Annotated in this window: 18 protein-coding genes; 9 read left to right on the top strand and 9 right to left on the bottom strand. The window is 75.3% G+C overall.

The window, feature by feature from the left end; translation table 11 throughout:
* The first annotated feature begins 22 nt into the window (after positions 1-22).
* Complete coding sequence (locus tag ACFZCF_RS27195; RefSeq protein WP_391289447.1) at positions 23-868, top strand: fused MFS/spermidine synthase; 846 nt, start codon at positions 23-25, stop codon at positions 866-868.
* Here the strand turns inward: ACFZCF_RS27195 and ACFZCF_RS27200 are convergent.
* Together ACFZCF_RS27200 and ACFZCF_RS27205 are read right to left on the bottom strand one after the other, a co-directional pair.
* Positions 830-2,167: an MFS transporter gene (locus tag ACFZCF_RS27200; protein ID WP_391289449.1), complete on the bottom strand. Its 1,338-nt coding sequence runs from the start codon at positions 2,165-2,167 to the stop codon at positions 830-832. The two genes, ACFZCF_RS27195 and ACFZCF_RS27200, sit on opposite strands and share 39 nt — an antisense overlap.
* Positions 2,168-2,263: 96 nt before the next feature.
* Positions 2,264-3,337: a hypothetical protein gene (locus ACFZCF_RS27205; protein ID WP_391289451.1), complete on the bottom strand. Its 1,074-nt coding sequence runs from the start codon at positions 3,335-3,337 to the stop codon at positions 2,264-2,266.
* Between the two features lie 119 nt (positions 3,338-3,456).
* On the opposite strand from ACFZCF_RS27205, the gene ACFZCF_RS27210 reads away from it, so the two are divergent.
* Positions 3,457-3,918, top strand: a complete 462-nt coding sequence (locus ACFZCF_RS27210) for a DUF4442 domain-containing protein (RefSeq protein ID WP_391289453.1) — start codon at positions 3,457-3,459, stop codon at positions 3,916-3,918.
* Positions 3,919-4,189: 271 nt separating this feature from the next.
* A complete protein-coding gene (locus ACFZCF_RS27215; RefSeq protein ID WP_391289454.1) occupies positions 4,190-4,861 on the top strand; it encodes a VTT domain-containing protein in 672 nt (223 codons plus the stop codon).
* Between the two features lie 121 nt (positions 4,862-4,982).
* Here the strand turns inward: ACFZCF_RS27215 and ACFZCF_RS27220 are convergent, their stop codons facing one another.
* Positions 4,983-5,510 carry a gamma carbonic anhydrase family protein gene (locus tag ACFZCF_RS27220; protein WP_388450157.1) on the bottom strand — a complete coding sequence of 176 codons (528 nt, stop codon included), beginning with the start codon at positions 5,508-5,510 and terminating at the stop codon, positions 4,983-4,985.
* A 145-nt stretch (positions 5,511-5,655) separates the two neighbouring features.
* Between ACFZCF_RS27220 and ACFZCF_RS27225 the strand changes: the two genes are divergently transcribed.
* Positions 5,656-6,420, top strand: coding sequence for an acyltransferase (locus ACFZCF_RS27225; protein WP_388450159.1), 765 nt, complete (start codon positions 5,656-5,658; stop codon positions 6,418-6,420).
* 55 nt (positions 6,421-6,475) lie between these two features.
* Here the strand turns inward: ACFZCF_RS27225 and ACFZCF_RS27230 are convergent, their stop codons facing one another.
* Positions 6,476-7,339: an EamA family transporter gene (locus tag ACFZCF_RS27230; RefSeq protein ID WP_391289457.1), complete on the bottom strand. Its 864-nt coding sequence runs from the start codon at positions 7,337-7,339 to the stop codon at positions 6,476-6,478.
* Positions 7,340-7,458: 119 nt separating this feature from the next.
* Here ACFZCF_RS27230 and ACFZCF_RS27235 point away from each other — a divergent pair, with 119 nt between their 5' ends.
* Positions 7,459-8,031 (top strand): helix-turn-helix domain-containing protein, encoded by a 573-nt coding sequence (locus ACFZCF_RS27235; RefSeq protein ID WP_388450163.1) that lies wholly within the window; start codon positions 7,459-7,461, stop codon positions 8,029-8,031.
* Positions 8,032-8,073: 42 nt separating this feature from the next.
* Here the strand turns inward: ACFZCF_RS27235 and ACFZCF_RS27240 are convergent, their stop codons facing one another.
* On the bottom strand, positions 8,074-8,514 hold the full coding sequence (locus tag ACFZCF_RS27240; protein ID WP_391289459.1) for a CoA-binding protein: 441 nt from the start codon (positions 8,512-8,514) through the stop codon (positions 8,074-8,076).
* A gap of 125 nt (positions 8,515-8,639) precedes the next feature.
* On the opposite strand from ACFZCF_RS27240, the gene ACFZCF_RS27245 reads away from it, so the two are divergent.
* The 3 genes from ACFZCF_RS27245 (at position 8,640) to ACFZCF_RS27255 (ending at position 13,615) form a co-directional block, all read left to right on the top strand.
* Positions 8,640-9,266: a YigZ family protein gene (locus tag ACFZCF_RS27245; RefSeq protein ID WP_388450167.1), complete on the top strand. Its 627-nt coding sequence runs from the start codon at positions 8,640-8,642 to the stop codon at positions 9,264-9,266.
* Positions 9,267-9,398: 132 nt separating this feature from the next.
* Positions 9,399-10,574: an exonuclease SbcCD subunit D C-terminal domain-containing protein gene (locus ACFZCF_RS27250; RefSeq protein WP_391289611.1), complete on the top strand. Its 1,176-nt coding sequence runs from the start codon at positions 9,399-9,401 to the stop codon at positions 10,572-10,574.
* The gene (locus ACFZCF_RS27255) at positions 10,571-13,615 is read left to right on the top strand and encodes an AAA family ATPase (RefSeq protein ID WP_391289461.1); all 3,045 of its coding nucleotides are present in this window, start codon (positions 10,571-10,573) and stop codon (positions 13,613-13,615) included. The genes ACFZCF_RS27250 and ACFZCF_RS27255 overlap by 4 nt, the downstream gene beginning before the upstream one ends.
* Here ACFZCF_RS27255 and ACFZCF_RS27260 read toward each other — a convergent pair.
* From ACFZCF_RS27260 to ACFZCF_RS27270, 3 genes are all read right to left on the bottom strand, one after another.
* Positions 13,605-14,051 (bottom strand): AsnC family transcriptional regulator, encoded by a 447-nt coding sequence (locus ACFZCF_RS27260; protein ID WP_391289613.1) that lies wholly within the window; start codon positions 14,049-14,051, stop codon positions 13,605-13,607. The two genes, ACFZCF_RS27255 and ACFZCF_RS27260, sit on opposite strands and share 11 nt — an antisense overlap.
* An 82-nt stretch (positions 14,052-14,133) precedes the next feature.
* On the bottom strand, positions 14,134-15,843 hold the full coding sequence (locus tag ACFZCF_RS27265; RefSeq protein WP_391289463.1) for a DUF885 family protein: 1,710 nt from the start codon (positions 15,841-15,843) through the stop codon (positions 14,134-14,136).
* 40 nt (positions 15,844-15,883) lie between these two features.
* Positions 15,884-16,381 carry an AsnC family transcriptional regulator gene (locus ACFZCF_RS27270; protein ID WP_391289465.1) on the bottom strand — a complete coding sequence of 166 codons (498 nt, stop codon included), beginning with the start codon at positions 16,379-16,381 and terminating at the stop codon, positions 15,884-15,886.
* Between the two features lie 60 nt (positions 16,382-16,441).
* Between ACFZCF_RS27270 and ACFZCF_RS27275 the strand changes: the two genes are divergently transcribed.
* Positions 16,442-17,653 carry a PLP-dependent transferase gene (locus ACFZCF_RS27275; protein WP_391289467.1) on the top strand — a complete coding sequence of 404 codons (1,212 nt, stop codon included), beginning with the start codon at positions 16,442-16,444 and terminating at the stop codon, positions 17,651-17,653.
* On the opposite strand, the gene ACFZCF_RS27280 is transcribed toward ACFZCF_RS27275, so the two are convergent.
* Positions 17,580-18,995 carry a GNAT family N-acetyltransferase gene (locus tag ACFZCF_RS27280; protein ID WP_391289468.1) on the bottom strand — a complete coding sequence of 472 codons (1,416 nt, stop codon included), beginning with the start codon at positions 18,993-18,995 and terminating at the stop codon, positions 17,580-17,582. The genes ACFZCF_RS27275 and ACFZCF_RS27280 overlap by 74 nt on opposite strands.
* Between the last annotated feature and the right edge of the window lie 37 nt (positions 18,996-19,032).

Consider the following 19,032-nt stretch of genomic DNA (forward strand, 5'->3'; position numbering starts at 1 on the left):
CGCGCGGGAGGACAATGAAGGGGTGAACGAGCAGATTCCCGTCCTGCGCGAGGTCGATTTCGGCACCGCCCGCCTCATGCCCGACGTGGACCGGGAGCGGGCCTGGCTCCTCACGGTCGACGGGGCGCCGCAGTCGTACGTCGACCTCGACGAGCCCGGCCACCTGGAGTTCGAGTACGCCCGGCGGCTCGGGCACGTCGTCGACGGCGCCGCGGCCGAGGGGGCGCCGCTGGACGTGCTCCACCTCGGGGGCGGGGCGCTCTCGCTGCCCAGGTACGTCGCCGCCACCCGGCCCGGCTCGCGCCAGGACGTCGTCGAGGCCGACGGCGGGCTCGTCGCCCTGGTCGCCGAGCACCTGCCGCTGCCGAACGGCTCCGGCGTCACCGTGCACACCGCCGACGCGCGCGCCTGGCTGGAGGCGGCGCCCACCGCCTCCGCCGACCTCGTCGTCGGCGACGTCTTCGGCGGGTCGCGCGTCCCCGCGCACCTGACCTCGCTCGCCTACGCGCGCGAGGTCGGGCGGGTGCTGCGCCCGGGCGGGATCTACGCGGCCAACCTCGCCGACGGGGCGCCGTTCGACTTCCTCCGGGGCCAGCTCGCCACCTTCGCGGCCGTCTTCCCGGAACGGGCCCTGATCGCCGAGCCGGCGGTGCTGCGCGGCCGGCGGTTCGGGAACGCGGTCCTGGTCGCCTCCGACGCGGCCCTCGACGTGGCGGGGCTCACCCGCCGTTCGGCCGCGGACGCCTTCCCCGCGCGCGTGGAGCACGGGGAGGCGCTGGCGCGGTTCACCGGGAGCGCGGTGCCGGTCGGCGACGCGGAGGCCGTCGGGTCACCCGCGCCGCCCGAGGGCGCCTTCGGCATCGGCTGACCCGGGCTGCGCGGGGAGGGCGTCGAGCGTCGTGCCGCCGTCCGCCCCGGCGGTGCCGGCCGGGTGCGGGCGCCGCGTCAGGTTGCGCACGTCGGGGACGAGCAGGACGAGCGCGGTGACCACGGTCATCAGGGCCGCCGCGCCCCACAGCGAGGCCGTCCGGCCGAAGGCCGACTCGGCGGGCCCCGCGAGGGCGGTCGTCAGGGGCAGCAGCGCCGTGGAGCCGAACCAGTCGTAGGCGGACACCCGGGAGAGCTTCTCCTCCGGGATCTCCTGGTGCATCGTCGTCATCCACGAGACGCCGAAGATCTCCATCGCCACCCCGCTGGCGAACATCACCAGCGTCAGCCCGATCGCGGGCAGCGGGACGGCGAGCGCCGCAGAGGGCAGCGCGATCGGGAAGACGCCGAGGGTGCCGACGAGGAGCATCCGGCGGGGTTTCCAGCGGGTCATCAGGACGGCGCCGGCGACCGTGCCCACGCCGTACCCCGCGAGCGCGACGCCCCAGGGGGTCGCGCCGCCGAGCTCGTCCCGGGCGACCAGCGGCCCGTACACCGACTCGACCGCGCCGATGAGCCCGACGACGACGGAGAACTGGGCGACGATCGACCACAGCCACGGCCGGCCGACGAACTCCTGCCAGCCCTCGCGCAGATCGGCGAGGAGTCCGCCGCCGGGCTTGCGCTCCGGTATCCCGCCGACGTCGAGGAAGGCCCGCAGGGCGCCGGCCACGGCGAAGGCGGCGGCGTCGACGGCGAGGACCCAGCCGGGGCCGACGAAGGCGACGAGCGCGCCGCCGAGCGCGGCGCCGCCGATGCCCGCGCCGTGCATCGCCATCCGGTAGAAGGCGAAGGCCCGGCTCGCCTGCTCGCCCGAGACGCTGGACATGAGCATGCCCTCGGCGGCCGGGTTGAAGAAGGCCTGACCGGTGCCGCAGAGCCCGGTGAGCACCATCATCTGCCAGATCTCGGCGGTGCCGGAGAGGACCAGGGCGGCGAAGACCGCCTGGGAGGCGAAGTTCAGCGCGTTCGCCGCGACCATCACGCGGTGGCGGGGGATGCGGTCGGCCACCGCTCCGCCGATGAGCAGGAAGAACACGAGGGGCAGGAAGCGCGCCATCGCGACGAGGCCCACGTCGCCCGCGTCGCCGCCGGACTCGAAGACGGCCCAGGTGGTGGCGATCAGGGCGCCGTGCGCACCGAGGCTCGTCACGATGGTGGCGGCGGTGAGCAGCACGTAGTTGCGCCCGGCCCACGCGGGGCGGCGGGTGGAGCGGGGGGAGGCGGAGCGTTTCGTCACTGGGGGACTATCCCCGCCGCCTCCCCGAACTGCCAAACCGGTGACCGGATGCCGCCCCGGACCGCCGGACCGGTGACCGGTCGTCCCGCCGGAGGCTCAGGAGCTCTTCGTGAGGCGGACCGTGGAGAGGATCTTCCGCATCGTCGCGTCCGGGAGCTCGTCCTTCACGCCGTCCGCCGCGTAGAGCACGAAGGTCGAGAGGTCGTGCTTGGCGTTGAGGAAGGTGAAGGCCATCGACTTGCCGTCGGTCTCGCACTTGTTGCGCTTCTTCACGCCGGGGGCGGTGGCCGTGGCCATGCTCCCCTGGAGACCGGACTCCGTGGTGTACGGGACGGGCGTGCTGATCTTGATGCTGCTCTCCGGCATGTGCTGGGCGAACGCGGCCCACACCCACATGCCGGCCTGCCCGCGCGCGGCGGAGGCGGTGTCCTTGGCGCCCTGGGCGCCCTTGGTGCCGGCGCCCGCCAGTCCCGAGTACTCGGGGCTGCCGTTCTTGTCGGAGTCGACGGCGCACCACTTGCTCTTGAAGTCGGCGGGCCCGGACATGACGACGAGCGGGCTGCCGTCGCCCTTCTTGGCGTCCTCGAAGCCGACGCTCATCGTGGGCTTGCCGACCTCCCACTCCGGCGGCACGTCGAAGAGGGTGCCGTAGGAGGGGTTGTGGACGACCTTCCAGCCGGGGATCGTCGGCTGGAACTCCTCACCGGCGCCGCGCGGGTTGTCGAGCTCGGAGGTCGGCGCCCCCGAGGGCTCGTCCGAGGCGGTCGCGGGGGAGGAGGGGGCCGAGGAGGAGACGGCCGGCTTGTCGGCGACGACCTTCTCGCCGTCGTCCTCGCCGAGGACGAGGAAGGCGGTCGCGCCGCCCGCGACGATCACCGCCGTCGCGGCGACGATCGCGACGAGCGTGGTCCGCTTCCGGCCGTCGCCGCCCGGGCCCTGCGGCGGGACCGGGCCGGGCACCTGGTACTGCGGCACGGTCGGCTGCTGGTACGGGTTGGGCTGCGCGTATCCCTGCTGCGGGTACTGCGGGTAGCCGCCCTGCTGCGGGAACGCCGGCTGCGTCGGCTGCTGGTAAGGGTTCGGCTGCTGGTACCCCGGCTGCTGGTACGGGTTCTGGTTCTGGTCCTGCGGGTTCTGCTCGCCCCCGGGCGGCTGCTGTCCTGGCCACATGGGCCGTAACGATAGAGGGGCGGCGCCGGACCGGCCATGCCCGGGCCCGCCCCGGACGCCCGGGCTCCGCTCCGCGCAGGCATGGCCAAGACATCTACTCGCGGGTAACATCACGGCCCATGAGCGCAGACCAGAAGTCCGTCGGCGAGATGCTCGCCGCCACGGTCCCCATGGCCGGAACCCTCAACCTGGAGTTCCTGGAGGCCACCGCCGAGCGCGCCGTCGTGCGCCTGCCCGACCAGCCCGCGTACCACAACCACGTGGGCGGCCCGCACGCCGGCGCGATGTTCACCCTCGCCGAGTCCGCCAGCGGCGCCATCGTCCTCGCCGCCTTCGGCGACCAGCTCGGCCGCGCCGTGCCGCTCGCCGTCAACGCGGAGATCGCGTACAAGAAGCTCGCGATGGGCGTCGTCACGGCGACCGCGACCCTCGGCCGTCCGATCGCCGACGTCGTCGCCGAACTCGACGCCGGGGAGCGCCCCGAGTTCCCGGTCCGCATCGACATCACCCGTGAGGACGGCGCCGTCACCGGCGAGATGACCGTCCTGTGGACGCTGAGGCCCCACGCCCCCGCCAAGTGAGCCACCCGGCCGGGACCGTCCCCCGCCCCCGCACCTTCGGGTGCGGGGGCGTTCGCGTTCCGGCACGCCCCCTGACCGGCGCCCCGCGCTCCCGGCGCCCACGCCCCCCCGGGACGCTCAGGGGGCCGGTCGGCCGCGGACCCGGGGCCCCGGCCGACCGCGGGGCCCGACCACGCCGACCGGGTAGGCTGCCCCGGCGTGCCCGACGCGGGGCGCGCCACCGCAGCGGCCCGCGACCGGGGCCGAGCCGGCTCAACGGGAGGAACCCGCGTTGCACGTCCAGGAGTGGCTGGAGACGATCCCGGCCGTCGCCGTCTACGCGCTGGTGGGGGTGGTGATCGGACTGGAGAGCCTGGGCATCCCGCTCCCCGGCGAGATCGTCCTCGTCAGCTCGGCCCTGCTCGCCTCGCAGCACGGCGACATCGATCCGTGGGTGCTGGGCGGCTGTGCCACCGCCGGCGCGATCATCGGCGACTCGATCGGGTACGCCATCGGCCGGAGGGGCGGCCGTCCGCTGCTCGCCTGGCTCGGCGGCAAGTTCCCCGGACACTTCGGCGAGGCGAACATCGCGCTCGCCGAGCGCTCCTTCCAGAAGTGGGGCATGTGGGCGGTCTTCTTCGGCCGGTTCATCGCCCTGCTGCGGATCTTCGCCGGCCCGCTGGCGGGCGTCCTCAAGATGCCGTACTGGAAGTTCCTCATCGCCAACGTCTTCGGCGGCATCCTCTGGGCGGGCGGCACGACCGCCGTCATCTACTCCGTCGGCATCGTCGCCGAGGCGTGGCTGAAGCGCTTCTCCTGGCTGGGTCTGGTGCTCGCCGTCCTCGTCGGCGTCACCTCGATGCTCGTCATCAGGAACCGCGCCAGGAAGGCCGCCGCCGAAGCCCGGGCGGAGGCGACGCCGGCCGCACCGGAGGCCCCGAGGGAGCCGGTCGCGGCGGAGTGAGCGCGCGACGCGTCCGTACGTGACGGAGGGCGGCACCCGGGGGCGTCCCGGGCGCCGCCCTCCGTCGTCACCCGTGGCGCCGCCCTCCGTCGTCACCCGCGGAAGCGGGGGACGGGCGCGGTCAGTCCCGGTACGCCTCGGCGTGCGTCTTCGCCAGGTGGAGGTACATCTCGGCGTTCAGCCGGATGCCGGCCCGCTCCTCCTCGGTCAGCGCCCGGCGGACCTTCGCGGGGACGCCGGCCACGAGCGATCCGGGCGGGACCTCCATGCCCTGCGGCACCAGCGCCTGTGCCGCGACCAGCGAACCCGCGCCGATCCGCGCGCCGTTGAGCACCGTCGCGCCCATGCCGACCAGGACGTCGTCCTCGATGACGCAGCCGTGGACGGTGGCGTTGTGCCCGATCGTGACGCGGTCGCCGATCGTGACGGGGAAGCCGGGGTCGACGTGGACGGTGCAGTTGTCCTGGACGTTGGAGTCCTCGCCGACGGTGATGGGGCCGCAGTCGGCGCGCAGCACCGCGTGGTACCAGATGCCGGCGCGCGCCCCGAGCGTCACCTCGCCGAGTACGACCGAGGTGGGGGCCGTGAAGGCGGTCGGGTCGACGTCCGGCTCCTTGCCGCCGACGGCCTTGATCAACGCCTCTGCCATGGGGTCTCACTCCTGGGGTCCGTACGGCCCGTGCGGCCGTGGTGGTGTCGCGCCGGTGTTCTGCCCGCACCCTATGCCGGGCCCATGACGGACATCACAGGGGAGGGCGCCGACCCGTCCGGACGCCGCCGACTACGGTGTCGGGGTGCCCAGAAACGGAAACACGTTCTCATCCCTGGCCGCGTGGCGGCGCCGGATCGTCGCCCACGCCCTCCAGGGCGGTCTGCGCTGGGCGCAGCAGGCGGGCGCGGTGACGGCGGAGCACCCGGGGCGGCTGCGGTTCCGGCGGCTCGGCGCGGGCACCCGGCTCGCCTTCCCGCAGGGCACGGTCTTCGGCGAGCGGTGGATCGAGATCGGCGAGTGCTGCATCATCGCCGAGCAGGTGACTCTGACCGCCGGGATGCTGCCGGGGCTCGACCTCGGCACGGAGACGGTGCTGACCCTCGGCGACGGAGTGGTCCTCGGCCGCGGCAGCCACGTCATCGCCGACACGACGATCACCATCGGCTCGGACACCTACTGCGGCCCGTACGTCTACATCACCTCGACGAACCACAGCTACGACGACCCGCACGAGCCGATCGGCCGCCAGTGGCCCCGCTCCGAACCCGTCTCGATCGGCCCCGGCTGCTGGCTGGGCACCGGCGCGGTGATCCTGCCGGGGGCGCGGATCGGCCGGAACGTCGTGGTCGCGGCCGGCGCGGTGGTGCGCGGCGAGGTGCCCGACCACGCGGTGGTCGCGGGCGCCCCGGCCAGGGTCGTACGCCGCTGGGACCCGGAGCTCGGCTGGCAGCCGCCGCTGCGCACGCCGACCCCGCGGCCGATCCCGGAGGACGTCACCTCCGAGCAGCTGGCGGCGCTGGCGGCGTGGGAGGTCGAGCAGGAGCAGGCCGAGGCGCCGTCGGCCTGAGGCCCGCGGGCCGGCCACCCCGGGCCCGCGGTGCCTTCGGCCCGGGGCCGGAGGGTCAGCCGCCCGCGATGAGGACCGTGCCGACGAGCGCGAGTCCCGCTCCCGCCGCCTGGACGGCGCGCAGCCGTTCGCGGAGCACGCCGAAGGCGGCGAGCGCGGTCACCACCGGGTACAGGCTGGCGAGGACGGCGGCCACCAGGACCGGGCCGCGCTGCGCGGCGAGCGCGTACGTGCCGTTGGCGGCGACGTCGGCGAGGCCCACGAAGGCGAGCGCCGGCAGCGCGCCGCGGATCACCCCGAAGCCCTCCTCGGGCAGCGCCCGGCCGCCGCGCCGCACGGAGAGGTACAGCGCGCCGCCGCCGACGGCGACGTTCGTGACGCGCTGCACGAAGAGCGCGAGGAAGAGGCCGGTGACCGTGGTCGAGGCCTCGGCGATGAGCGCCATGACGGCGCCGAAGCCGAAGGCGGCGAAGAGGGTGAGGAGGACGGCCTGCCGCCGGACGGGGGCGCCGCGCAGCTCCGGGCCGCCGGCGAGGACGATGCCCACGATCGCGGCGACGATGCCGCCGACCTGGAAGAGGCCGGGCCGGTCGCCGAGGACGAGGCCCACCGTGACGGGGACGACCACACCGAGCGAACCGAGCGGCGAGACGACGCCCATCGGTCCGAGCGCGAGCGCCTTGTAGAAGGCCAGCATCGCGGCGGGACCGACGACGCCGGCGGCGACGGCGTACCAGAGGTCGGGCCCCGCCTCGGTCCAGGCGCCGGTCGCGAGGACGACCGCGCCGAGGACGAGGACCGCGAGGACCTGCGAGACCACGACGACGGTGAGGGCGGGGACGCGCCGGGTGAGCAGTCCGCCCCCGAAGTCGGCGAGCCCCCAGAGGAAGGCGGTGGCCAGGGCGAACACGGCGGTCATGGGGTTCCTCGCAGGCGGGTACGGGGCGGGGCCGGGGCAGTACAGTGCAGTGCACGCTCGGGTGCGCTTCACCGTAGTGCAATCAACTGAACTCTGTCATCCAGGATATTGGACGGAATGTGTCGGACCTCGACCAGCTGACCCAGTCGCTCGCCCGTAACCTCAAGCGCTGGCGCAACGAACGGGGCTTCACCCTGGACGCGCTCGCCGCCCGGGCCGGCGTCAGCCGCGGCATGATCATCCAGATCGAGCAGGCCAGGACAAACCCGAGCGTCGGCACCACCGTGAAGCTGGCCGACGCCCTCGGCGTCTCCCTCACCACCCTCCTCGACCACGAGCAGGGCACACACGTGCGGCTCGTCCCGCCGGAGCAGGCCGTCCGCATGTGGTCCACCCCGGCCGGCAGCCACACCACCCTGCTCGTCGGCACCGAGGCCAGAGGACCCCTGGAACTCTGGTCCTGGTCCCTCGTGCCCGGCGAGGGCAGCTCCTCCGACCCGCACCCGCACGGCACCACCGAGCTGCTGCATGTCACCGCGGGCGTGCTCACCCTCGTCGTCGACGGCGTCGAGCACGCCGTCCCCGCCGGCACCTCCGCCGTCTTCGAGGCCTCGGCCCCGCACACGTACCGCAACGACGGCGACGAGACCGTCGAGCTGACGATGGCCGTCTCGGTGCCGCCCGCCCGCTGAGACGCCCGGCGGAGTGACGCCCCGGCGGGCCGCTCGCCGGGCTCAGCCGAGGCGCGGGATCTCGATCGCCGGGCAGCGGTCCATCACCATGTCCAGGCCCGCCTCCGTCGTGCGGGCGTACGCGGCCTCGTCCACGACGCCGAGCTGGAACCAGACCGCCTTCGCACCGATCTCGCGCGCCTCGTCGGCGACCGCGCCGGCCAGGGAGCTGTTGACGAAGACGTCCACGACGTCGACGGGGAAGGGGATCTCGGCGAGGGAGGCGTAGCCCCGCTCCCCGTGGACCGTCTCCGCCTTCGGGTGGACCGGCACGATCCGCTTGCCGTGACGCTGGAGCAGGGCCGCCACCCCGTACGCGGCGCGCTCCCGGTTCGCGGAGAGCCCCACGATCGCCCAGGTGTCGCCCGTGCCCGTCAGGATCCGGCGGACGGTCTCCTCCTCGGAGTGCTCCGCAGCCTCGGTGGTCGTGGTGTCGACGCTCATCCCTGATGCCTTCCTTCGTTCCGTACGGGCCTTTCTCCCGGTACGAACCCGCCGTGCCCCCGGATCCTTCCCGCCCCGCCCCGGGGGGCGCCGGCCGCGACCCGGGCGCCACGTAGGCTGGCGGGATGCAGGAGCAGTACCGCACGCCGGCCCGCGAGGGCGTCCACGAGACCGAGATCAACCGCTCGCGCTTCCTCTGCTCGCTCGCGCCGGTCGCCGACGAGCAGGAGGCCCAGGAGTTCGTCGCCCGGATCCGCCGCGAGCACCCGACGGCCACCCACAACTGCTTCGCCTACGTGATCGGCGCCGACGCCTCCGTACAGAAGGCCAGTGACGACGGCGAACCGGGCGGCACCGCGGGCGTCCCCATGCTCCAGATGCTGCTGCGCCGCGACATGCGGTACGTCGCCGCCGTCGTCACCCGCTACTACGGCGGGGTGAAGCTCGGCGCGGGCGGCCTCATCCGCGCCTACGGCGGCGTCGTCGGCGAGGCGCTCGACGCCCTCGGCACCCTCACCCGGCGGCGCTACCGGCTCGCCACCGTCACCGTCGACCACCAGCGGGCCGGAAAGCTGGAGAACGACCTCCGCTCCACCGGCCGCGCCGTGCGCGAGGTGCGCTACGCCGAGGCCGTCACCCTGGAGATCGGACTCCCCGACGCCGACGTGCCCGCCTTCCGGGCCTGGCTCGCCGACGCGACCGCGGGCACCGCCACCGTGGAACTCGGCGGCGAGGCGTACGGCGACGCCTGAGCCCGCTTCCCGCCGCCGACTCCCCGGTGTGGCCCCGGCCACCGCCCCGGCCGGGTTAGCGTGGTGGGCGGACGACAGAGGATCGGCACCAGGGGCGAGGAGCGGTACGCGCATGCGGGGTGGGACGACGACGTGAGGTTCCTGCACACCTCGGACTGGCACCTCGGCCGGTCCTTCCACCGCGTCGGCCTGCTCGACGCCCAGGCCGCCTTCCTCGACCACCTCGTCGCCACCGTCCGCGACCGCGAGGTGGACGCCGTGCTCGTCGCCGGGGACGTCTACGACCGGGCCGTGCCGCCGCTGCCCGCCGTCGAGCTGTTCGACCGGGCCCTGCACCGCCTCGCCGAGGCCGGGGTGCCCACGGTCATGATCTCCGGGAACCACGACTCGGCCCGGCGCCTCGGCGTCGGCGCCGGACTCCTCGGCCGCGCCGGCATCCACCTGCGGACCGACCCGGCCGGCATCGGCACCCCGGTCGTCCTCGCCGACGCCCACGGCGAGGTCGCCCTGTACGGCCTGCCGTACCTGGAGCCCGCGCTCGTCCGGGAGCAGCTCGGCGCGGCGCGGTCCGGGCACGAGGCGGTACTGGCCGCCGCCATGGACCGGGTCCGCGCGGACCTCGCCGGCCGCCCCGAGGGCACCCGCTCCGTCGTCCTCGCGCACGCCTTCGTCGCGGGCGGCGCGCCCAGCGACAGCGAGCGCGACATCACCGTCGGCGGCGTCGCGGCCGTCCCCGCCGCCGTCTTCGACGGCGTCGACTACGTCGCCCTCGGCCACCTCCACGGCTCCCAGACGCTCACCCCACGGGTGCGCTACTCCGGTTCGCCGCTCGCCTACTCCTTCTCCGAGGCCGACCACCGCAAGACCATGTGGCTGGTCGACCTGGACGCCGAGGGCGCGATCGCCGCCGCCGAGCGCGTCGACTGCCCGGTGCCCCGCTCCCTCGCCCGCCTCCGGGGCCGGCTCGACGAGCTGCTCGACGACCCCGCGCACGAGCGGCACCGGGACGCGTGGGTCGAGGTCACCCTCACCGACGCCGTCCGGCCCCACGACCCGATGGCACGGCTCGCCGCGCGCTTCCCCCACACGCTCAGCCTCGTCTTCGACCCCGAACGGGCCGACGCCGACTCCCTCGCCTCCTACGCCCAGCGGCTCCGCGGCCGCAGCGATCAGCAGATCGCCGAGGACTTCGTGAGCCACGTCCGGGCCGGCGGCGGCCTCGACCCGGCCGAACGGTCCGTGCTGCACGGGGCCTTCGACGACGTCCGCGTCGAGGCCGCCACCACCGAACGGGAGGCCGGCCGATGAGGCTCCACCGGCTGGAGATCACCGCCTTCGGCCCCTTCGGGACCACCCAGACCGTCGACTTCGACACCCTGTCCGCCGCCGGGCTCTTCCTCCTCCACGGACCCACCGGCGCGGGCAAGACCTCCGTCCTCGACGCGGTCTGCTTCGCCCTGTACGGGAGCGTGCCCGGCGCCCGCCAGACCTCCGGCTCCACCCTCCGCAGCGACCACGCGCCCGTGGACACCCTCACCGAGGTGCTGCTCGACCTCACCGTCGGCGGCCGCCGCCTGGAGATCCGGCGCAGCCCCGCGCAGCCCCGCCCCAAGAAGCGCGGCGGCGGCTTCACCACGGAGAAGGCGCAGAGCACCCTGCGCGAGTACGACCCCGCCACGCGCGCGTGGACCGGGCTCTCCCGATCCCACCAGGAGATCGGCGAGGAGATCACCCAGCTCCTCGGCATGAGCCGCGACCAGTTCTGCCAGGTCGCGCTCCTCCCGCAGGGCGACTTCGCCCGCTTCCTGCGCGCCGACGCGGAGGCCCGCGGCAAGCTGCTCGGCCGCCTCTTCGACACCCGTCGCTTCGCCGCCGTCGAGGAACGCCTCGCCGAGCTCCGCCGCGCCGCCGCCCACCGCGTCGAGGAGGGCGACGCCCGCCTCCTCGCCCTCGCCCACCGCATGGCGCAGGCCGCCGAAGGCCTGCCGGCCACGCGGACCCCGGTGGACGGCAAGCCGGGCGAACCGGGCCTCGCCGACGCCGTCCTCGGCTGGGGCGCCGTCGCCCGCACCGAGGCCCGCGAGGCCGCCGACATCGCCGGGGTACGCCTCGCCGCCGCGGAACGCGCCGAGGAACTCGCCCGCGCCGCCGCCGCGGAGGCCCGGGACCTCGCCGCCCGGCAGGCCCGGCACGCCGAGGCGGTGCGCCGCCGGGAGGCGCTCGCCGCCCGCGTCCCGGAGCGCGACCGGGACCGGCGCGCCCTCGACCTCGCCCTCAAGGCCGAGCGGGTCGCCCCCGCGCTCGCCCTGCGCCACGCGGCCGCCCGCGAGCACGCCGCGGCGCTCGACGACCGCGACGCGGCCCGCGCCGAGCTGCCGCCCGAGCTCGCCGAGTCCGGGGCCGAACACCTCTCCACCCTGGAGAACCGGCTCCGCGAGCAGCTCGGTGGGCTCGCCGCCGCCCGCCGCGCCGAGGCCCGCGCCGCCGAACTCGCCGCGGAGCGCGCCCTCCTCGACCGGGAGGCCCGTGCCGACGAGGAGGCCCTCCAAGAGGCGGCCGGCTGGCTCGCCGACTGGGAGCCCCGGCGCGCCGCGCTCCAGCAGGCCGTCGACGCCGCGCAGGAGGCCGCCGCCCGCGCCGAGCAGCTCGCCGGCCGGCTCGAACCCCTCCGCCTCCGGCTCGCCGCGGCCCGCCGCCGCGACGCCCTCGCCGAGGACCTGGCCCGGGCCGAGGAGCGGTACGCGACCGCCCGCGAGGTCCGCAACACGGCCCACGAGACCTGGCTCGACCTCAAGTCACGGAGGCTGCGCGGCATCGCCGCCGAACTCGCCGCCACCCTCACCGACGGCGACCCCTGCCAGGTGTGCGGCTCCACCAGCCACCCGGCGCCGACCGCCCCCACGGCCGACCACGTCGACCGGGCCGCCGAGGAGGCCGCTTACGCCCGCTACACCGAGGCCGACGAGCGCGGCCGGGCCGCCGAGCGCACGCTCGCCGGCACCCGCGAGGCTCTCGCCGCGGCCCGCGACGAGGTGCGCTCCCTGGGCGCCTCCGGGCCCTCGGACGGTCAGCCCACCGTCGCCGAACTCGCCGAGGAGGCGGCGGAACTGGCCGCGCGGCACGCCGACGCGCACGCCCTCGCCGGCCGCACCCACGCGGCGCGCGAGGCGCTCGCCCGGGCCGAGCGCGAGCACGAGGAGCGGGTCACCGCCCAGCGGGACGCGGAGCGGCGCGTCGCCGCCCGCACCTCCCACCGCGAAGGCCTCGAACGGCAGCGGGCCGAACTCGCCGAGGAACTGGCGCGCGGCCGCGGCACCTTCGCCACCGTGGCCGAGCACGCCGGGCTCCTGGAGCGCCGCATCGCCCTCCTGGTCGGCGCGGCCGGGGCCGTACGCGCCGAGGAGCTGGCCGCCGACCGCCTGAAGAAGGCGGACGCCCAACTCGCCGACGCCGCCTACCGGGCCGGCTTCCCCACCCCCGCCGAGGCCTCCGCCGCCCTCCTCGACGAGCACGGCCGCCGCGCCTGCCAGCACCGGCTCGACGTCTGGCAGGCCGAGGCCGCCACCGTCGCCGACCGGCTCGCCGAACCCGGCGTCGCCGAGGCCGCCGCCCTGCCGCCCGCCGACCCGGCCGGGGCCGAGGCCGCCCACGCCGCCGCCGAGCGTGCCCTGCGGGCCGCGGGCGCCGCGCTGACGGCGGCCCGCGAGCGCGTCACCGGACTCGCCGCCCTGGCCCGGCAGGCGGAGGCCGAGGCGCGCCGCCTCGGCCCGCTGCGCGCCGAGCACGACCGGGTGGCCCGGCTCGCCGGCCTCACCGCCGGCACCTCCGCCGAGAACGAGCGCCGGATGCGCCTGGAGTCGTACGTCCTCGCCGCCCGGCTCGAACAGGTCGCCGCGGCCGCCTCCGCCCGCCTCCAGCGGATGTCCTCGGGCCGCTACACCCTCGTCCACTCCGACGCGCGCGCGGGTGCCCGCCGCAGCGGCCTCGGGCTGCACGTCGTCGACGCCTGGACCGGCAACGAACGGGACACCGCCACCCTCTCGGGCGGCGAGACCTTCTTCGCCTCGCTCGCCCTCGCGCTCGGCCTCGCCGACGTCGTCACCGACGAGGCGGGCGGCGTCCGGCTCGACACCCTCTTCATCGACGAGGGCTTCGGCAGTCTCGACGACCAGACCCTCGACGAGGTCCTCGACGTCCTGGACTCGCTGCGCGAGCGGGACCGGAGCGTGGGCATCGTCAGCCACGTCGCCGACCTGCGCCGGCGGATCCCGGCCCAGCTGGAGGTCGCCAAGGACCGCCACGGCTCCTCCGTGCGCCTGCGCGCCGGCGGGGACGGGCTCAGCGACTGACGGACCGCCGGGGCAGCGGCGAGGAGTAGACGACGCTGGTCGTCACCGAACCGAGCGTGCCGATCTTCCCGGAGATCTCCTCCAGGTGGCGCATCGACCGGGCGGCGACCTTGATCACGAAGCAGTCGTCGCCGGTGACGTGGTGCGCCTCCAGGACCTCGGGGGTGACGGCGACCAGGTCGTGGAAGGGCTTGTAGTTGCCGGTGGGGTAGCGGAGCCGTACGAAGGCGAGGATCGGGAGCCCGAGCCGTTCGTGGTCCACCACGGCGGTGTAGCCGGTGATCACCCCGGCGTCCTCCATGCGCCGCACCCGCTCGGTCACCGCCGAGGGCGACATCGAGACGGCGCGGGCGAGGTCGGCGTAGCTGGCCCGGCCCTGCGCCTGGAGGGCGTCGAGGATCCGCCAGTCGGTGGCGTCCGGCGCGTAGTCGTTCAGGGGACCGTTCATGGCACCAGAGCCAACAGGGGATTCCCCGGCGGATCAAGCCGCCCGCCGGGGAAACCGCCCGGAGGTCCGGTCAGAGCCGGGAGATCTCGTCCACCAGGTCGTCCAGGCCCAGCGGCCCCAGGCTGAGCGCGGCCATGTGCCAGGCCTTCGCGTCGAAGGCGTCGCCGTGCGCCTCGCGGGCCCGCTCGCGGCCCAGCAGCCACGCCCGCTCGCCCAGCTTGTAGCCGATCGCCTGCCCCGGCATCGACAGGTAACGGGTCAGCTCGCTCTCCACGAAGGCCGGCGGCCGGCTGCTGTGCCGCTGGAAGAACTCCTGCGCCAGCTCCGGGGTCCACCGCTCGCCCGGGTGGAACGGCGAGTCCGCCGGGATCTCCAGCTCCAGGTGCATGCCGATGTCCACGATCACCCGGCAGGCCCGCATCATCTGCGCGTCCAGGTAGCCGAGCCGGCGCTCCGCGTCCGGCAGGAAGCCGAGCTCGTCCATCAGCCGCTCCGCGTACAGCGCCCAGCCCTCCGCGTTGGCGCTGACCATGCCGATGGTCGCCTGGTAGCGGGAGAGGCTGTCGGCGACGTGCGCCCACTGCGCGATCTGGAGGTGGTGGCCGGGGACGCCCTCGTGGTACCAGGTCGACACCAGGTCGTAGACCGGGAAGCGGGTCTGACCGTCGACCGGCAGCCAGGTCCGGCCGGGGCGCGAGAAGTCCTCGGACGGGCCGGTGTAGTACGGGGCGGCGGCGCCGCCCGCCGGGGCGATGTGGGACTCCACCTTCCGCACCCGCTCGGCGAGTTCGAAGTGGGTGCCGTCGAGCGCGTCGATCGCCTCGTCCATGAGCCGCTGGAGCCACGCGCGGACCTCCTCGACGCCCTCGATGTGGGTGCCGTGCTCGTCGAGGTGGGCGAGCGCCTCCCACGGGTCGGAGCCGGGCAGGATCCGGTCGGCCTCGGCCACCATCTCGGCGCGCAGCCGGTGGTACTCGGACCAGCCGTACGCGTAGGCCTGGTCGAGGTCCAGATCGGTGCCGTTGAAGTAGCGGCTCCAGCGCCGGTAGCGCTCGCGGCCCACCGTGTCGGGAGCATCGGCGACGGCGGGGGCGTACACGTCGCGCATCCAGTCCCGCAGCGCGGCGAGGGCGGCGCTCGCCTCCGCGGCGGCCTCGGCGAGCTCGGTGCGCAGCTCCGCCGGCAGCGCCTCCGGGCGCTCGGCGGCGTACTGCTCGAACCAGCCCGGCCCGCCGTCCCGGCCCGCCCAGTCGGCGAGCTGCTCCACGAAGGTGGCGGTGGCCCGCGGCCCGCCGTACAGCTTGCGCTCCAGGCCGAGGGCGAGCGAGGCCCGGTAGCCCTCCAGGGCGGCCGGGACGGCCCGCAGCCGCCGCGCGACGGCCGCCCAGTCGTCCTCGGTCTCGGTGGGCATCACGGTGAAGGCGATGCGGACGCTGTGCACCGGCGAGCGCATGTTGCTGACCGCGCACAGGCCCTCGTCGGCGTCGTGCACGGCCAGTTCGGCGGTGAGCCGCTCCCGGAGCAGGCGCGCGCAGCGCCGCTCGGCGTCGCTGTCCGCGCCCGGGGTCCGCTCGGCCTCGTCGAGCAGGGCGAGGGTCCGGCGGGCGAGCGCGGCCACGGCCTCCTGGCCTTCGGGCGAGAAGTCGGGGAGGCGGCCGGCGCACTCCCGGACGCCCAGGTGGGTGCCGGTGATCGGGTCGAGGGCGATGAGGTCGTCGACGAAGGCGTCGGCGACCTGACGGGGAAGCTGGCTGCGGGAACTCTCTGGCATGTGACTCATCCTGATGCCTGCGGCCTGCTCCCGTCACCCTCGTCCGGACTCACACGGCTGACAAGGACGCCCCCGCCCCGGGCGGCAACAGGGGCCCGCACTCCCACTGCTGGAAGATCAGCCGGGTCTCGACCCGCGCCACCTCGCGCTGCGAGGTGAACTCGTCGAGCACGAGTCGTTGCAGGTCGGCGGGGTCGGCGACGGCCACGTGCACGAGGTAGTCGTCGGGTCCCGTCAGGTGGAAGAGCGCCCGGGACTCGGGCAGGGCCCGGATCCGGTCGACGAACGGACCGATCAGTTCCCGCCGGTGGGGCCGGACCTGGACGAGCAGCAGCGCCTCCAGACCACGGCCGAGTTTGGCCGGATCCAGTCGGAGCTGGTGGCCCAGGATCACCCCCGTGCGGCGGAGCCGGGCCACCCGGTCCAGGCAGGTCGAGGGCGCGACGCCGACCTCGGCGGCGAGCTCGCGGTAGGTGCTCCGGGCGTCGTTCTGCAGAAGGCGGAGAATGTGCAGATCGACCGGGTCCAGTACGACAGATTCGGCCATCTGCCGAACGTAGCACGGAGATCTGCCGCTACTTCCCGGTATCCGTTCACAGTGCGGCCCATGGACGCCATGCATCACGCGCCTTCGGCCACCCCGAAGGCGCTCGCCACCGAAGCCGTGCACGCCGGCCGGGAAGACCTCGCCGCGCTCGGACTGCACGCCCCGCCGCTCGACCTGTCCACCACCTACCCCTCGGCCGACGCCCGCGGGGAGGCCGCCCGCATCGACGAGTTCGCCGCGACCGGCGCCCGGCCCGACGGCCCGCCCGTCTACGCCCGGCTCGACAACCCGACCACGGCCCGTTTCGAGGACGCGCTCGCCCGCCTGGAGGGCACCGAGGCCGCCGTCGCCTTCGCCAGCGGCATGGCCGCGCTGACCGCGGTCCTCCTGGCCCGCGCGAGCCAGGGCCTGCGGCACGTCGTGGCGGTCCGCCCGCTCTACGGCTGCAGCGACCACCTCCTGGACGCCGGCCTGCTCGGCACCGAGGTCACCTGGACCGACCCGGCGGGCGTCGCCGACGCGATCCGCCCCGACACCGGCCTCGTGATGGTGGAGTCCCCGGCCAACCCGACGCTCGCCGAGGTCGACATCCGCGCCGTCGCCCACTCCTGCGGCTCGGTGCCGCTGCTGGTCGACAACACCTTCGCCACCCCGGTCCTCCAGCGCCCGGCCGGCCTCGGCGCGCGGATCGTGCTGCACAGCGCCACCAAGTACCTCGGCGGCCACGGCGACGTCATGGGCGGCGTCGTCGCCTGCGACGAGGAGTTCGCCCGCGAGCTGCGCCGGGTCCGCTTCGCCACCGGCGGGGTCCTCCACCCCTTCGCCGGCTACCTGCTGCTCCGCGGGCTCTCCACCCTCCCGGTCCGGGTGCGCGCCGCCTCGGCGACCGCAGCCGAGCTGGTCCGCCGCCTGGCCACCGACCCGCGGATCGCCCGCGTCCACTATCCGGCGATCGGCGGGGCGATGATCTCCTTCGAGGTGTACGGCGACCCGCACGAGGTGATCGCCGGCGTCCGGCTCATCACCCCGGCGGTCAGCCTCGGCAGCGTCGACACCCTGATCCAGCACCCGGCGTCCATCAGCCACCGCATCGTCCACGAGGGCGACCGCAGGGCGGCCGGCGTCAGCGACCGGCTGCTGCGGATGTCGGTGGGCCTGGAGGACGTCGAGGACCTGTGGCGCGACCTCACCGAAGCGCTCAGCGCTCGCTCCGACGCGCCGGCGGCCGGGACGGCTCGCTCCGTCGCGGTGCCGGGTCCAGCCGGGCGGTGATCACCAGGGTGCCCTCCTCGATCTGGTAGTCGAGGGGCAGACCGAGCGCCCGCATCGCCGCGACCATGCCGGTGTTGGAGGCCTGGGTCACGGCGTAGACGCTCTCGCATCCGGCCTCCCCGGCCATCGCCACCAGCCGGCCGAGGAGTTCGGAGCCGATCCCGCGGCGCTGCCAGTCGTCCTCGACGAGCAGCGCCACCTCGGTCTCGTCGCCGTCCCACAGCAGGTGGCCGAGGGCGACGAGCCGTCCGGAGGCGGTCTGCACCGCGAGGGTGCGGCCGAAGCGGGGGCTCAGCAGGTGGTCGAGGTACCGGTCCGCGTCGCCGACGGGACCGTGGTAGCGCAGGCCCAGGGTGCGCGCCGAGCAGCGCTCGTGCAGGGCGCGGGCGGCCGGCAGGTCGCGCTGGTCGGCGCGGCGGACGGTGATCTCGTTGCCCTCGGGGAGGGTGAACACGTCCTGGCTGCGGGGCACGCGGGGGCCGAGCCGCGCGTCGAGTTCGACGAGGGCGCGGGCCCGGGCGAACTCGGTGGGGGTGAAGGGGAGGTGGGGCCGCTCGATGAGCAGCGTGCCCCCGCCGGGGTCGCGCAGCTTCATCACGGTCTCCTCCAGGACGCCCTCGGCGGGGGTCTCCTCGCCGGTGGGCCGCCCGGTGAGGGAGACCGCCGGGATCGAGTGCAGGGTGCACCGGCCGAGGAGCCGGCGCAGGGCGAGGGGGAGTTCGGCGGCGTCCAGCGCGGTGCGGGTGGCGAGGCCCAGGACGCGGGTGGGGGTGTCCACGAGGTCGTGCGCGTCGGCCCGTTCGGTCCAGGTGTCGCGTCCGCCGGCGGCGGCGGTCTCGCGGGCGAGGTCGGCGGCGGAGAGGCCGGCCGGGGCGCGCAGCAGGAACTCGTCGACCGTGCCCCGGGTCAGCGGGTGCGTCTGGAGGGTCAGGATGTCGACGCCGAGCCGTGCCAGCACGGTGCACAACGCGGCCAGGCTGCCGGGGGTGTCGTCGACGGTGGTCCTCAGCCGCCACAGCGCGGTCCCGCTGGACCCGGGAGCCCCGTCCGGGGCCCCGCCCTCGGCGGGCGGGGGAGTGGGCGTGGGGAGGGGAACGGGGGCGGGTGCCGGTGCGGGTGGGGCATGGCTGTGCCTCCGTGCCCACCACGTGTGGAAGCCCGCGGTGGCGACCAGCGCGATCGCGGAGAAGACCAGCAGGTAGGGGCCTTCGGGTCCCTTGACGATGGTCTTGGCGATCGTGTCGGCCACCACCACGGCGGTGAACAGGGCCGCGAGCTCGATCAGGTCGTGCCGCCAGTGGTGCGGGCGGCGGGTGCTCTTCGAGGACGTCACGTCGGTCATGACTTCACTGTGACCGAGTGGTGTTGCGTGATCACGA

Origin of the sequence: Streptomyces sp. NPDC007945 (assembly GCF_042958885.1) — a bacterium.
Classification (GTDB): Bacteria; Actinomycetota; Actinomycetes; order Streptomycetales; family Streptomycetaceae; genus Streptomyces.

Coding starts and splice junctions, on each gene's coding strand:
- ACFZCF_RS27265 (WP_391289463.1), bottom strand. CDS start 15,843: ATGAGTCACATGCCAGAGAGTTCCCGCAGCCAGCTTCCCCGTCAGGTC.
- ACFZCF_RS27230 (WP_391289457.1), bottom strand. CDS start 7,339: ATGACCGCCGTGTTCGCCCTGGCCACCGCCTTCCTCTGGGGGCTCGCC.
- ACFZCF_RS27275 (WP_391289467.1), top strand. CDS start 16,442: ATGGACGCCATGCATCACGCGCCTTCGGCCACCCCGAAGGCGCTCGCC.
- ACFZCF_RS27210 (WP_391289453.1), top strand. CDS start 3,457: ATGAGCGCAGACCAGAAGTCCGTCGGCGAGATGCTCGCCGCCACGGTC.
- ACFZCF_RS27245 (WP_388450167.1), top strand. CDS start 8,640: ATGCAGGAGCAGTACCGCACGCCGGCCCGCGAGGGCGTCCACGAGACC.
- ACFZCF_RS27255 (WP_391289461.1), top strand. CDS start 10,571: ATGAGGCTCCACCGGCTGGAGATCACCGCCTTCGGCCCCTTCGGGACC.
- ACFZCF_RS27205 (WP_391289451.1), bottom strand. CDS start 3,337: ATGTGGCCAGGACAGCAGCCGCCCGGGGGCGAGCAGAACCCGCAGGAC.
- ACFZCF_RS27280 (WP_391289468.1), bottom strand. CDS start 18,995: ATGACCGACGTGACGTCCTCGAAGAGCACCCGCCGCCCGCACCACTGG.
- ACFZCF_RS27240 (WP_391289459.1), bottom strand. CDS start 8,514: ATGAGCGTCGACACCACGACCACCGAGGCTGCGGAGCACTCCGAGGAG.
- ACFZCF_RS27220 (WP_388450157.1), bottom strand. CDS start 5,510: ATGGCAGAGGCGTTGATCAAGGCCGTCGGCGGCAAGGAGCCGGACGTC.
- ACFZCF_RS27270 (WP_391289465.1), bottom strand. CDS start 16,381: ATGGCCGAATCTGTCGTACTGGACCCGGTCGATCTGCACATTCTCCGC.